This is a genomic window from Rhizobium jaguaris (genome assembly GCF_003627755.1).
Classification (GTDB): Bacteria; Pseudomonadota; Alphaproteobacteria; order Rhizobiales; family Rhizobiaceae; genus Rhizobium; species Rhizobium jaguaris.
Genome location: NZ_CP032695.1, coordinates 603,883 through 616,536 on the forward strand (window position 1 = coordinate 603,883; position 12,654 = coordinate 616,536).

Sequence of the window (12,654 nt, forward strand, 5' to 3'; positions counted from 1 at the left end):
GCGACAGGGATTCACGGGCAACCCAGCTAAGCGCGATGAGGGGGCCGGGACAAGGTACGAACATGTTCGTACTCTGCTGAAACGCCGAAGTGACGGGTCTTGGTCCATCCAGGCACGGCGTGTGCCGTCATGAAGCGGTCACGATGATTAACCTCAACGTGCTGGTTTCATGGACGGAAGAGTGAGCGCATACTGGCGCCCGCTGTCCTGAGTAGGTCGACTGCTGCGGACAACTCGATGGGACGGCTACTGATCGATTCGGCAAACCGGATTACCGCCTTCAGCGCAGACGCGCGAAGTGGAGGCGTGAAGTGGGGAATGACCGATGGCATCGACCCAGAACCCATCCAACCAGGACGCGGATGGAAGTCCTTCTCACCCATCGCCAGAAAACTGCCGCCAGCAGTTGGAGCGCATTCTGGCGTGCCCTTCTCTCCAGGCCAGCCCGCGCCGAAAAACGCTTCTCCGTTACCTTGTAGAGGAGACCCTAGCGAAGCGCACCGAAAAATTGAAAGGTTACTCGATCGCGCTCTCGGTCTTCGGCCGCGACGGCACCTTCGATCCGCAGTCGGATCCGGTTGTCCGCCTGGAGGCCCGCCGCCTCAGGCGCGATCTCGATGGATACTATGCTGGCGCGGGCGCTCAAGACCGGCTGCGGATTTCGATCCCGCGGGGCGGGTATATTCCACTTTTCGAATGGACGGACGCGACACCTCGGCCGGCCCCAAAGCCCGCTGACGATCCTGATCTAGAGCCACCGGTCTCGATAGGCTTGACGCCGCCTGACGAACCGGCGGGACCGGTGATTGCAATATCGGCCGCTTCAGCGCCAAGTCGTGGGAAGGCTTTTACCGGGTGGCGGACCAGCCGATTGATCATGGCCGCGGGGCTCGCGGCTGTCCTCCTGTCCGTGATCGTCGGGATGTGGGTCGCAGTTAGCAATCGGCGGCAGGAGACGGTGGCCCGCGGGCCTTCGGTGATCGTGCTGCCATTCGAAGCGTTGAGCTCGGGAGAGGACGACCGCTTTCTCGCCACCGGCTTGACGCAGGAGCTCATCACCAATTTCATGAGGTTCTCCGCTTTTCGGCTCTATTCCCTACCTGCAACCTTTGGATTGGATGCGAAGGCCGACCCAGTGGACCTCGGGCGGAACATTCCAATCTCCTATGTGGTGAAGGGCAATCTTCGCTCGGCCAGCGGATCGGTTCACGTCGGCGTTCAGCTGGTCGACGGCGCCAGTGGCCTAGTCCTCTGGAGCGAAACCTATGATCGGCCGATGACGCCCAGTGCGCTGTTGAATGTTCAAAACGAACTCGCAAGCCGGATCGCCGGCGTGCTGGGCCAGCCCTACGGGGTGGTCAATAGCGACGCGGCGAGCCGGCTGCTGGAAAAAGGGGCAGCTCCGAGCATGCCCACCTATACCTGCATGCTGCGTGCCTATGCTTACCGGCGCACCTTTGCGGCAGACCTGTATACTCCCGTGCGCTCCTGCATCGAAGATTCCGTCCGCCGGGATCCCGGTTATGCCGCCGGCTGGGCGATGCTCGGCTGGCTTCATCTCGATGCCGCGAGATTCGACATGGTGCCCAAGGCAGCGGTCGCCGGCGAATTTGCGCAAGCCTATAGCGCCGCCGGTCATGCTGTCGAACTCGACGCAAGCAGCGTCCTGGCGTTGGAGGCTCTCGCGGCGATCAACTACTATGCAGGAAACTTCGACGAGTCCGAGCGGCTCCAGAACCGGGCTCTGGCGCTCAATCCGAACGATCCGGATATGCTTGCCCAATTCGGCTGGCGGCTTGCCGCCCGCGGAAAATGGGACGAAGGGCTGCCCTATCTGCAACGCGCGATCGACCGGACGATCAATCCCCCCGGCTGGTACTTCAATCTGATCACGATCCATCAGTATCTGCAGGGGGACTACGCGGCCGCCCTCGAAAGCGCTGAGCGGGGCACCTCTGACGGTTCGGCGATAAGCTGGTCCTTTGTTGCCATTGCGCAAGGTGCGCTTGGCAATCGCAAGGCCGCCCAACAGGCTCTCGCCGAGATGGCGGCGAGATCGCCGTCTATGGCTCGCGATCCCGCGGCGGCGTACCGTCAGCATCAAGGTATCGACACGATTGTCGAAAGCCTGGTTGCCGGGTTGCGCAAAGCAGGCTGGACGGAGCCTCAAGGTGGCAAAGATTTGACGGTACGGCAGTGAAGCTGAGCGTCGCCATGGCGTCGACCCAGGCCTGCGAAAATCCGCCTTCGAAACCGCCCAGGACATTGCCCACGATGCCGCCATTGAGGGAGAAGTTCGTGTCCACGTTCCAAATCCTCGCACCGCCGACAATATCGAGAGTGGCGTTTGGCCGGTCGATCAATGCGTATCCAACGCCAATGAGGCCGGCAAAGGACTTGGCGTCGACGTCGACGTTATTGGCTACGATGCCTCTCGGAGTCGGAGCGTTCATGGAGAATTTCGTATAAAGGACATCGCCGAAAATGCTGAAGCGGTCATAACGCGCTTCGCCGGTCACGGCCTTCAGGAGCTAGAGCGGATGGTGCGAACGGCCGAAATGGAGGGCGTGAAGCGGAAATTATTTCTGACGGCTCTGGGGCGCATAGCTGCTTCTGCTGAGAGCACGGCCCCGCTCGGCGCGAGGCCGCACATTTTTCAGATTTCTGTATGCTCCGCCAATTCCAGCGCATCCACTATGTCGACTCCCAGGTATTTGACGGTGTTCTCGATCTTGGTGTGTCCGAGCAGGGTCTGGATTGCACGAAGATTGCCCGTCGCCTTGTAGATCATCGCGGCCTTGGTACGTCGAAGCGAATGTGTTCCATAGTCCTCGCGTCTTAGACCGATAGCGGTAACCCACTCGTCGACCAGCCGGGCATATTGGCGAGTGCTGAGATGATCGGCGTGATCGACTCGACTGGGAAAGGCGTAGTCATCGACTGTTCCTCCCCTCCGCTCAAGCCAGGGCCGCGAGATAAACGGCGAGAGAAGCGCGCGTGACGCCGAAGTCAGGCGCAATACCTTCGAACTTTTCAGACGAGACACCCGGAACGTGGATATTGTCACGTTCGACGAACTGCTCGTCCGTGTGCGATTTATCACTAGAGACTGAGATTAAGTGACTCTCCGCCCGATCGAATCCAAGCTTATCGAAGACCTGTTCGTCCGAGACGGATACGTCCTCGAGTTCACCAACCAGACCTTTTTCGAGTTCCTCAAGAACGAGGTAGGGATCGACATATACGACGATGAAGGTCTCAAGCCGGACCCCTTGCTCGCTTCAAGCACGCCCCGGACGCTCTTCAGGGGGAGTAGTGGCTGAACACGAAGTCCTTCGATCGATCGAGTTTCGTGTGGCACGCGAAACAGGACTTCAAGAGCGGCTCGCTCTGGTTGGCGACGCCGTTTTCGAATTGCCCGTATCCCCAGCCGCCGCTGTCCGCGTACTTCTTCGAATCTTTCACGCTGATCTGGACATTCGTGGAATTCCCCGCCACGAAGGATTGCGGTGCCGGAAAAACGGCATCGTTTTCCGGAGACGACTTATAAACGTAGGCAAGGCGCGCAATTACCGCGCCATCTGGAAAGGGGCGGGTTCCTTCTCGAAAAGCCTTCAAGGCGATGTCGTTTCCAAGGATCCCGCGTATGTCGTTGTTCTGCCCAGCTTCATGGGCAACCGTAATCATCTGCCAGCCGCGGTACCCATCCGGGAGGCTGACACCGTAGATCGGTGAGACGTTGTCGGTCGCGCCATCGGCCACAGCGACCGAAAGGTAGATCGCGCCGATGCCTGATGACAGCAAACCGAAAGCTGTGAATTTTCGCATTTCAACCTCCGTCGGGATAGATGTCGATACCGTCAGTGCGGCAAGGCTTCCTCGGCAATTTGAATGACTACAAAGAGCAATACCGCAACGACCGACGCGCTATGCGGCGTGGCGAGCAGATTGATCGCTGTCGCGGATTTCGACGTCGTCGGGAATGTTCGTCCCGAATTCTTCAAGCACCTTCCGTGGCTCGTACACCGCACGCGCCCGGTAAGGCTTCAACTTGTGCCAGTCGGGCGGGAGCCCAAGGACCGGCCTCGGGTAGCAGGAACAGAGCGTGCAGACGATGAGATTATGGACCTTCGGCGTGTTCTCAACGAACGCCTCTTCCTCGTTGTTGACGGCCTTCGGTTCCATGATCGCTTCGACGACCGCCGTCTTGCCACGCAGGTAGGCCGGCGCACGGTAGTGCGCGACCGGTGCACGATCCGAGACCTTGACCGACTGCCCGACCGCGAAGATGGGCAGCTCGCCAAACGCCGGCGCGATCCCTTCGATCTTCCTGGTGGGTTTATGGGCGGACTTCATCCGATCCACCAAAAGTTCTCGACAGAGACTACGGGGGCGACGCTGTGCGATATTTCGAATTCGTGCGATGTCGTGATGGACGACGACGTGCGCGCTATCGGACGGTTTCGATAAACGGCGCGCTACCGATCTGGTCCGATGGCAGGGATGTCCATGCCCCACAAAGGAACGTGCCGATGACCGACATCGTCGTCCATCCAGCACCGAGCCCGTCGCCTATCTCCTGTCAAGAGCTACTTCCCTGGGCCGCCTTCGTAGGGCTGCTCTTGCTGATGACGCTCTACTTCGTTGGCGCGGAGCAGGGGGCGACCTTGCTCATGCAGGGCGACGTCGTTCACGAGTTCATCGACGACGGCCGGCATCTGCTCGGCTTTCCGTGCCATTGAGGTCGTCGCCATGGTTCAGAGACTTTTGCTAGCAGGAAAGCTGTCCAGATTGGTCGTCGCGCTGTTCGCCTTTTCGTTCGCGCGTCTACGTCGAACCGACCATCGAACGCGCGATCTCCCTCGAGGGGGAGCTCATGATCATGCTGCTGCCGAGGAAGGAACGGTCAGTCGGAGCACCCAACGCAACGCCGGCCTGTTCACGGGCGTCGCCGCATACTGCACGGCGCTCGGCGGTATCCTTGCGATCGGGATGGCCTTTCTCCATGGTCGGCCGAGTGTGAGGCCGCGGTCGGCAGTCTGGATGCTCGCCCTGGCCGGCTAACGTCTCGCTCGTGCTGGTGCCCCAGCTCAAGCATCCGGCAAGCCCTCCCGGCGTCGGGAGTGCTGAGACCATTGGCAGGACCGAACTCTACTTCGTCATGATCATGGCATCGGCCATGTGCATGACGGTGTCGGTCTGGATTGCCTACAGGTCCGGGCGAAGGATGAGACTGACAATCTCGGCCTCGATCGGCATCGCCGCGTTCGTCGCGCTTGCGGCAGTGTTGATGATGATCATGTCTGCGATCTCGGAAACGCCCCACGATTTTCCCAGAGGCCTCCTTTTCGAGTTCCGCATACACGCTGCCCTACTGCAGTTGATCGTCTGGGGTGGGCTGGGCGTACTCTTCGGGCAAGCGGCCGAATATGTCATCGAGCGCGATCGCCGCGTGGAAGGCGTAGCATGCCATGGGATACCGAACGCCAGACTGCGTTCATAACTGGCTTTCGTCGGCCCTCAGGATTAGCATCCCGGCACGTGATCGCCGAGCAGTGGCACCGATGAACGACGTCTCGCATGCGGAAACCCAAGGAACGTCGCACATCGAGGGCGCCGATAAGCACGATATAGAGTAGTTCCTGGTGTCGGCGTTGCACGTGGCTCGAGCGGACAGGGGATTTATTGTGATGTCCGGCGACGACGGCGTCATGGTCGCCGCCATGGCAACCGCCGAAGATGTCTCATCTGTGTTCGTGCCAGCGATTCTTCACGAACTGGATGAGATCATCGTTCGCGAAGTGATCGGCTGCGGGAAAGGGAAGGCGATTTCGGGTACAACGGCCATGGTCTCGACCCCATTGCATCAGAACGCATTTTCGAAGCATTCTTCTCCACCAAACCGGAGGGACCGGCACGGGTCTGGCGATCTGCAGGTCTATCATCGAGGCGCATAGCGGGACGCTGTCGGCACGGCAGCTGGCGTCTGGAGGCGCGGTCTTCGAATTCGCGATACCGTACGCAAGGGGGGCAAATGAACCAGAAGCAACGTGAGGACGCCTCCCCGCTGGTCGTCGTCATCGAAGACGACGTCGGCGTACGCGAGTCTCTTGTCGCCCTGCTGCATTCCATGAAGTTCAACGTGACCGCATTTTCCTCGGCGACCGAGTTCTGGTCGAAAGGCCAATTGGGGTCTGTCGGCTGCATGATCCTGGACGTCCGGCTCCCCGGCCAGAGCGGCATTGAGTTCTATGAAGAGGTGCGGATCCGTGGTTTCCACAGGCCGGTGATCTTCATGAGCGGCCATGCCGACGTTCCGATCGCCGTGCGAGCGATGAAGGCAGGGGCAGTGGAATTCTTGACGAAACCGGTGCGCGAGCAGGATCTCCTAGACGCCGTCCACGCCGCGATGAAGCGGGACAGCCGCTCGACGATGAAGGAGGAGGCGGCAGCAAGCGCCCGCGCCGACTTCGAGACGCTGACGAAACGTGAGCAGGAGGTGCTGATCCGGGTGGTGGAGGGGCAGCGCAACAAGCAGATTTCCGCGGCCTTGGGGATTACCGAGGCGACGGTCAAACTGCACCGCGGGAATGTGATGCAGAAGATGCATGTCCAGACCCTTCCGGAGCTGGTGCGCCACTACGATTTGCTCGACTTGGGCGAGCAGGCGAACACCTCTACTAAAGGCTAGTTCTAATAGAATATTTCAAGACGTTAGTCGCATTGCGAGCGTTCAACCCCGGCCATAGGATTACAGCGATTGGATCGATTGATGGTTGATGCGTCGAAGACCTCCCTGGTGGTTTGCGTCGAGGATGACGAACCCGTCCGTGACGCGCTCAGAGGACTGCTGCGCGCCAACGGCATGCGGGTGGTCGCCTTCGCGTCGGCCGAAGAATTCCTCGCTTCAACGGAGTTGCAGACCGCGGCTTGCCTGATCACCGACATCCGGCTCGGCGGTATTTCGGGACTGGACTTGCTGGACAAGCTGTCCGGGATGACCAGAAGGATTCCGTCAATTCTTATCACCGCCCACTCCGACGTCGCGGCTGGCGACCGCGCCAGGAATTCAGGGGCGTCGCGCATCTTCCTGAAGCCCGTCAGTCCAACGGACTTGCTGGAGGCGATCAGGACCGCTCTGGCGGGTGGTCCAGCTCACACGGCATAAGAGTGCTTGTCACCGGCGACCGCACCATATCAAACCGTACCTCACGACAACTAACTCGACTTCATCGGCCCTCTGGCAGAAATTGATGGAGCGATAGTCGACGTCGCGCGAACGCGCGGCTGCGGATCATCGAAGCAATCGAGCCAGGAGGCCAGCGATGACGACGCCTGCCACGAGCGCCTCGGGCCTGTCGGCTGGGGAAATCAAGGGTCCTTCACCCCTGATTGCCATCGAATACGAGCCGGCGCCGAAGTTAATCGTCGTTCCGCCGCTTCCTGAGCCGCTGTCCCGCGGCCTTGTCTTCATCCAGTATCGGGCGGAGAACATCCGCATCGTCCCGGTTTTCGGAAAAGGCGCTTCAGGTTTCTCCCCGCGTCGGACACGTCCACGTGACGATTGACGATCTTCCATGGCACTTCGTCGATGCGAGCGGCGAGACGCTGATTGTCGTCGGTCTTCCGACCGGCGAACACAAAGTGCTCGTGGAACTAGCGGACCAGAGGCATCACGTGATCACGGAGCAAACGGTCACCTTCCTCGTGCCGGAGAAGAGATAGTCCAAAAGGATTCGAGCTCCCAAGGCGATCGCACGCGGAACGCGCCGTGCCCGTAAACGTCTGCCCCTCTCAGGCCGCGATCGCTAAAAGCATGCCCTCGCGCACCCCGTCGCGAGGGCATGTTCTTTTGTGAATAAGGCAGGCGAACGTGGCATGACAGGTCCTCGGATGGCGGATTGCCGCCTTCCAGGGAGGGTCTTCTCAAAGGTATGGATCGCTCAGGCGGCTTCGCGCTCAACCTTCGGGAAGTCGACGTCGGTCTTGAAGACCTCGTTCGTGTAGTTTGTGAAAGTGTTCGCTGCGACGTGAGCGACGATCTCCAGAAGCTCGCCATCATCGAAGCCGGCAGCCTTCAGTCCTTCCACTTCCTGTTCGGAGACCCCACCCCTGGCTTCGGCGACCCTCACCGCGAACTTGACGGCGGCGTCGGCCCTCGCCTCCGAGGATCCGCCGCGGCGGGCAGCAGCGATCTCTTCGAGACTGAGCTTGGTCACGTGCGTACCGGTGTAGGTATGGGCGGCGAGGCAATATTCGCAGCCGTTCTTCTGGGCGATTGCCAGCGCGATCCGCTCGCGGATCTTCTTGTCGAGCTTGCCCTTGCCGAGCGCCCCGTTGATCGCGGCATATGCTTCGAGGACTGCCGGGCTGTTGGACATCATGCGAAAGACGTTGGGCAGTGCGCCGATTTGCTTCTTGATCGCTTCGAGCGTAAGCTTCGAGGCTTCAGGTGCCGCTTCGAGTGTCGCGGGAATCGGAATTCGAGCCATTTTCAATCTCCTTTGTTGCGTCAGGACCTGTAGTCGTTCTGCGTGAAGCCGGTCTTCAATGCAGATCGTGCGGAAGGAATCCTTCCGGCTCTCCCGGCAGGTGTTCGATGACGATAGCGCCCTCGACCACCTGCTCTGGGCTGTGCGCCATTGCGACGGACCGCCGGGAGTCCCGCCATTTGCGCGGCGTGACGGCGGTGATTCTCTTGAAGACCGTCGAAAAATGCGGCTGGTTCTGGAAACCCGTCTGCAAGGCGATTTCAACGAGGGCCAGATCGGTGCAAATCAGCAGCCTGGCTGCGACCTGAATTCGCATCCGTAGAAGGAATTCATGTGCGCTCATCGAGGTGGCCGCCTTGAACGTGGCCGCGAAATGCGCCCGAGAGAACCCCGCGACACCCGCCAGCTCCTCCAGCGACATCCGCTGATCGAGGCGTGATTCCGCGTAGCGCCTGACTCTGCTCAGTCGCCATGCCGAGAGGGGGTGGACGCGCGGGAGACACTTGTAATGTTCGAACGCCAACCTCGAAAAGTCTCTGGTGATCTCGCTTCTTCTCGCGGGCGAACTTTCGGAGATCTCCCCAATCAGCTCCGCGAGGCGGATGTCGCGGATGTTGAATCTTCCTCCGACGACCGAGCATGGCGCCCGATAAGGCTCTCGCAGAAAGGTGAGCACATAGAGACACGCATCGGACTGCAGCTCCACCGCAATAGGATCAGGGCCTTCGACGAAGGTGACGCTGTCCTCGACCATCAGTCCTTGAAACAGCACGCGCCCCTTCTGCTCAAGGTGCAGCTCGGAGTCGAGGGCTGCGACGACGAACGTCCCGACGCCGGAACCTAGCGAGGTTGTGATCGCCCGGTTTCCGTTTTCCAGTGTTAACTTCGCCAGGTAGATATTCGGGTCGGCGACGCTGTAGTGCTCGACGTGCAGGGAGTCGTCGATGGTTGCGAAGACGTCACGTATCCGGCCCAAGCTCACCTTGATGGCGATATCGGTCTGCATCGGCTGCTCCTCATGAAAAGGGTGCGAATTGAGTTGATGGCTGTGGCGCTACTTGTCGGCGGCGGCCCGCTCGATCATCGCGGACACTAGATCGGGATGGGAGATCATCACCACATGCGACGCCCCCTTGACGCCAACGGTTTCCTTTGCGCCCGCTCGCTTCGCCATGAACTCGTGAAGCTCGGTCGGGATGTTCTTGTCAGCGGTGCCGTAGATGAAATGCGAAGGCAGCTTTTTCCATGATGGGTCTCCCGAAGGATCGTTCAGGGCCTCGGCCGTGACCGGACGCTGTTCCGCGCCCATCAGCGCTGCTTGCGGCTCCGGGACGTCTGCAGCGAACTGCTTCCAGAACTTGCTCTGCAAGATGTAGAGATCGTGCTTCCCATCGGGCTGCACGACGGGCGGTGCCAGGGCGTCGCCAAGCGTGCCGGTCGGGAACTTCTTGCCGAGGCTGCCGGCGCTCTCTCCGTTGTCCGGCGCGAGTCCTGCCACGAAGACCAGGGACTTTACGTTCGTTCCTTCGACCGCGACGTCGGTGATCACCGAGCCGCCGTATGAGTGGCCGACCAGGACGACCGGCCCGTCGATGGACTTCAGGACTGCCGAAACGTAGTCGGAGTCGTACTTCAGCCCCCGCAGCGGGTTGGCCACTGCGACGACAGGATAGCCATCCTTGACCAGCTTGGCGGCGACGCCGTCCCAGCTCGCCGACTCCGCGAAGGCTCCGTGGACAAGGACGATCGTCGGCTTCGACGCCGCCATTGCGCTCTGGCTCACGATGAGAGCCGCGACCATTGCTGAACTCGACAACCACTTGTTCATGCGAAGAACCTCACACTGGGCGCCTGCTGCGGTGAGCATGCGCGCTCGGTTTATGTTTCCCGCGAGGCTACTACGGGCAGCCATCCGTTGGTGTGAGTTGTCGCGATGCCGTGTGAAATCCGGTGCGCGCGGGCGTTTATTTCACTTAACTTCCAATTAACCAACAGGGCACATATTAGAGATGCTGCAAGGGCATTTGTGCGGCACGCATGTCAGGCGCGGCAGTGCATTGACTTGCTTAAAGGGAACCTGCTGCGGGTTCCCCTTTCGGCCTCCAAGGTCCGATACGATCTCTTGTGATCAGAGATCAATGTACCCCTCGACGTTTCGTCTTGCCGAGCGCCGCCTGCGCCATTTCAGTTGGATGGAGAAACCGATGTCGTACCTGTCCCGCCTTGCGGAATACGCCGATGCGATGCTGCATGGAACCTCCGCTCAGCAGGTTGGGGGATTGTGCTACCGCCAGTCTGCCGACGCCGCCGTCGAGGTTTTTTCATAACGACGAGAGAGACCAAACGTTGGACGATCCCCCAGGGTTGGTCGATCAAGGGACTAGAGCCACACCAGGCCGCGAAACGTGAAGCGAGGGAGGAGGCCGGCGTCAAAGGTAAGGTCAAGAAGAAGCCGTTCGGCTACTTTACATATGTCAAAACGCTCACCGATGGACAAAGGGTGCCACCCGTCGTCCAGGTGCATTTGCTCGAAACGCGGACAACACGATCGCATTTTCCGGAGAAAGGACAGCGGGACCTCGTGTGGTTGCCAGCCTCCGAAGCATCGCTTCTCGTGGAGGAGCCCGAGTTGAAGGGGCTGGTCGGGAAATTCTCGAGGCAAACTGCGTTTCGTTGACGGCGTCCCGATCGGCGTCGATACTCCGCCGTAACATTGCAAACGAGGCGAGAGCGATGCAAAAATTCGTTGTGACCACAAAGCAGGAGATCCAGGCTGACACGGCCGAGGAGGCCGCTTTGCTCATGTATCAGAGCCTAGCCACGGGGCCGGCTCCCGTCTCGTATCTTGTCACAAATGAAGCGAATACGGCGGTGGATGTTCTACTTGATCGAACCCAGGCGGATGAATTTGCAGCGACTGATCACACCGCGGATCCGGGCAACTGGTGAACTGACGGGTCAACGGCGAGCCATGAGAGATTTAGCTCAAGCGGCTACGCATTGATGGCCATATCCACCGCCGACAACAGATCCTGATGCCGCACCGGCTTCGTCAGGAACTCGACCGCGCCCGCCTTCATCGCACGCACCGACATCTGGATGTCCGCATAACCGCTGATGAAGATGATCGGGTAGCGTATTCCTGTCTTCAAGAGGTCGGCCTGAAAGTCCAAGCCGCTTCTGCCGGGCAGGCAGACGTCGAGGATGAGGCAATCGGGCTGAGGTGCGTGCCCACTCTCCCGGTATTCCTTGACGGATTCAAAGGATGCAACGCCGAGGCCGACCGATCGTAGCAGTGTTGAAATCGAGCGCCGGACGCTTTCGTCGTCCTCGATCAGGACGATATAGGGCGCCGCGGCCCTCGCCGCAGCAGGCGTGTCGATCTCCGAAATCGTCGTCGACCTTATCGCGTCGAACCGCGCCTCGTCTTGGGGCAGTACGTCTTCCCTGATCAGCATATAGCCTCTCCTGACGATTGTCTTGATCATGTTGCCGTGACTACCCAATGCTCGCCTCAAGGACTTCACCTGGAAGCGGAGATTGCACTCCTCTACCACCATCGACGGCCACACCTCGTTCAGGATCTCGCCCTTGCTGACGATCCTGCCGTTGGACCTGAGTAGAACCATCAGAAGATCGAACGCCCGCCCGCCTATTTCCTTCGGACGCCCGTCCAGCAAAAGCTGACGGGAATGCGGGATGGCGCAGAACCTGCCAAAGCGGATCGCGTCGTCAAAGGCTTCGCGCTTCGCCTCTCTGGAAGAGTATGGCGGGTAGGCGTCCGACGAGTTCGTTTGTTCCAGCGTATCGTTGAATTGGACTTGCATGGCTGACTTCCCCCGTCGGCTGCAATTGTTCATCGCGCTGCTTAAGATCGCGTCTTACAAATCTGGTCCCGCTTACAGGAGGCGATCTCCAATTGTGTGCGATTGCAAGGAAAGCCTAGCTCCGGCCCCGCACGCAAACAATCCGACCAATGGCCAGTCCGACGCCGACAACGTCGTGAAGAACTAGACCAAGGTCTAGGAATTCGAACGACTTGGTGGAGTCCGTTGGCATGACGTCTCACGCAAACTCACGATGCCTTACGACAACTAGCTCGTCGTTTCCGCTCGCCGAGCGTAGCAATTAAGGGGAAATCGGCGACGCAACGCGCAGTCGC

Annotated in this window: 17 protein-coding genes and 3 pseudogenes; 12 read left to right on the forward strand and 8 right to left on the reverse strand. The window is 59.9% G+C overall.

All coding sequences use genetic code 11. The features are described 5' to 3' along the window. The first annotated feature begins 325 nt into the window (after positions 1-325). Complete coding sequence (locus CCGE525_RS24965; RefSeq protein ID WP_162950294.1) at positions 326-2,200, forward strand: hypothetical protein; 1,875 nt, start codon at positions 326-328, stop codon at positions 2,198-2,200. Positions 2,201-2,656: 456 nt separating this feature from the next. Here CCGE525_RS24965 and CCGE525_RS24975 read toward each other — a convergent pair whose 3' ends face one another. The 4 genes and pseudogenes from CCGE525_RS24975 to CCGE525_RS40040 all read right to left on the reverse strand — a co-directional run. Next, positions 2,657-3,019 carry a tyrosine-type recombinase/integrase gene (locus tag CCGE525_RS24975; RefSeq protein WP_425375928.1) on the reverse strand — a complete coding sequence of 121 codons (363 nt, stop codon included), beginning with the start codon at positions 3,017-3,019 and terminating at the stop codon, positions 2,657-2,659. Positions 3,020-3,303: 284 nt separating this feature from the next. Next, the gene (locus CCGE525_RS24985) at positions 3,304-3,828 is read right to left on the reverse strand and encodes a cytochrome P460 family protein (RefSeq protein WP_120708612.1); all 525 of its coding nucleotides are present in this window, start codon (positions 3,826-3,828) and stop codon (positions 3,304-3,306) included. A gap of 114 nt (positions 3,829-3,942) precedes the next feature. After that, positions 3,943-4,185 (reverse strand): annotated as a pseudogene (locus CCGE525_RS40035) (nitrile hydratase subunit alpha); the annotation flags it as partial. Next, a pseudogene (locus CCGE525_RS40040) lies at positions 4,162-4,356 on the reverse strand (SH3-like domain-containing protein); the annotation flags it as partial. The pseudogenes CCGE525_RS40035 and CCGE525_RS40040, both read right to left, overlap by 24 nt. 176 nt (positions 4,357-4,532) lie before the next feature. Here CCGE525_RS40040 and CCGE525_RS24995 point away from each other — a divergent pair. The 8 genes and pseudogenes from CCGE525_RS24995 (at position 4,533) to CCGE525_RS25020 (ending at position 7,725) form a co-directional block, all read left to right on the forward strand. Further along, positions 4,533-4,742 carry a CbtB domain-containing protein gene (locus CCGE525_RS24995; RefSeq protein WP_120707044.1) on the forward strand — a complete coding sequence of 70 codons (210 nt, stop codon included), beginning with the start codon at positions 4,533-4,535 and terminating at the stop codon, positions 4,740-4,742. Between the two features lie 10 nt (positions 4,743-4,752). Next, positions 4,753-5,064, forward strand: coding sequence for a CbtA family protein (locus CCGE525_RS39590; RefSeq protein WP_281024679.1), 312 nt, complete (start codon positions 4,753-4,755; stop codon positions 5,062-5,064). A gap of 16 nt (positions 5,065-5,080) precedes the next feature. Then, a complete protein-coding gene (locus CCGE525_RS39595) occupies positions 5,081-5,503 on the forward strand; it encodes a CbtA family protein (RefSeq protein ID WP_281024680.1) in 423 nt (140 codons plus the stop codon). 187 nt (positions 5,504-5,690) lie between these two features. Then, entirely contained in the window at positions 5,691-5,957 is a 267-nt protein-coding gene (locus CCGE525_RS38425) for a hypothetical protein (RefSeq protein WP_162950295.1), read from the forward strand. After that, positions 5,944-6,054 (forward strand): ATP-binding protein, encoded by a 111-nt coding sequence (locus CCGE525_RS39705; protein WP_342637461.1) that lies wholly within the window; start codon positions 5,944-5,946, stop codon positions 6,052-6,054. Before CCGE525_RS38425 ends, CCGE525_RS39705 begins: the two co-directional genes overlap by 14 nt. Continuing rightward, positions 6,035-6,691, forward strand: a complete 657-nt coding sequence (locus CCGE525_RS25010; protein WP_120708613.1) for a response regulator transcription factor — start codon at positions 6,035-6,037, stop codon at positions 6,689-6,691. Before CCGE525_RS39705 ends, CCGE525_RS25010 begins: the two co-directional genes overlap by 20 nt. An 81-nt stretch (positions 6,692-6,772) precedes the next feature. Continuing rightward, positions 6,773-7,168: a response regulator transcription factor gene (locus tag CCGE525_RS25015; RefSeq protein WP_120707045.1), complete on the forward strand. Its 396-nt coding sequence runs from the start codon at positions 6,773-6,775 to the stop codon at positions 7,166-7,168. A 157-nt stretch (positions 7,169-7,325) separates the two neighbouring features. Next, positions 7,326-7,725: pseudogene (locus tag CCGE525_RS25020) on the forward strand (DUF6130 family protein). Between the two features lie 218 nt (positions 7,726-7,943). Here the strand turns inward: CCGE525_RS25020 and CCGE525_RS25025 are convergent. From CCGE525_RS25025 to CCGE525_RS25035, 3 genes are read right to left on the reverse strand one after another with little or no spacing between them, the layout of a single operon-like run. Further along, positions 7,944-8,492, reverse strand: a complete 549-nt coding sequence (locus CCGE525_RS25025; RefSeq protein ID WP_120707046.1) for a carboxymuconolactone decarboxylase family protein — start codon at positions 8,490-8,492, stop codon at positions 7,944-7,946. Positions 8,493-8,547: 55 nt separating this feature from the next. Beyond that, positions 8,548-9,498, reverse strand: a complete 951-nt coding sequence (locus tag CCGE525_RS25030) for a helix-turn-helix domain-containing protein (RefSeq protein WP_120707047.1) — start codon at positions 9,496-9,498, stop codon at positions 8,548-8,550. 48 nt (positions 9,499-9,546) lie between these two features. Beyond that, complete coding sequence (locus CCGE525_RS25035) at positions 9,547-10,320, reverse strand: alpha/beta fold hydrolase (protein WP_120708614.1); 774 nt, start codon at positions 10,318-10,320, stop codon at positions 9,547-9,549. Between the two features lie 376 nt (positions 10,321-10,696). Between CCGE525_RS25035 and CCGE525_RS39600 the strand changes: the two genes are divergently transcribed. From CCGE525_RS39600 to CCGE525_RS25045, 3 genes are read left to right on the forward strand one after another with little or no spacing between them, the layout of a single operon-like run. After that, positions 10,697-10,819: a hypothetical protein gene (locus tag CCGE525_RS39600; RefSeq protein ID WP_281024688.1), complete on the forward strand. Its 123-nt coding sequence runs from the start codon at positions 10,697-10,699 to the stop codon at positions 10,817-10,819. Next, entirely contained in the window at positions 10,774-11,169 is a 396-nt protein-coding gene (locus tag CCGE525_RS25040) for an NUDIX hydrolase (protein WP_245472287.1), read from the forward strand. Before CCGE525_RS39600 ends, CCGE525_RS25040 begins: the two co-directional genes overlap by 46 nt. Before the next feature lie 56 nt (positions 11,170-11,225). Further along, on the forward strand, positions 11,226-11,441 hold the full coding sequence (locus CCGE525_RS25045) for a hypothetical protein (protein WP_120707048.1): 216 nt from the start codon (positions 11,226-11,228) through the stop codon (positions 11,439-11,441). Positions 11,442-11,485: 44 nt separating this feature from the next. Here CCGE525_RS25045 and CCGE525_RS25050 read toward each other — a convergent pair whose 3' ends face one another. Beyond that, positions 11,486-12,319: a response regulator gene (locus CCGE525_RS25050; protein WP_120707049.1), complete on the reverse strand. Its 834-nt coding sequence runs from the start codon at positions 12,317-12,319 to the stop codon at positions 11,486-11,488. Positions 12,320-12,654 lie beyond the last annotated feature (335 nt).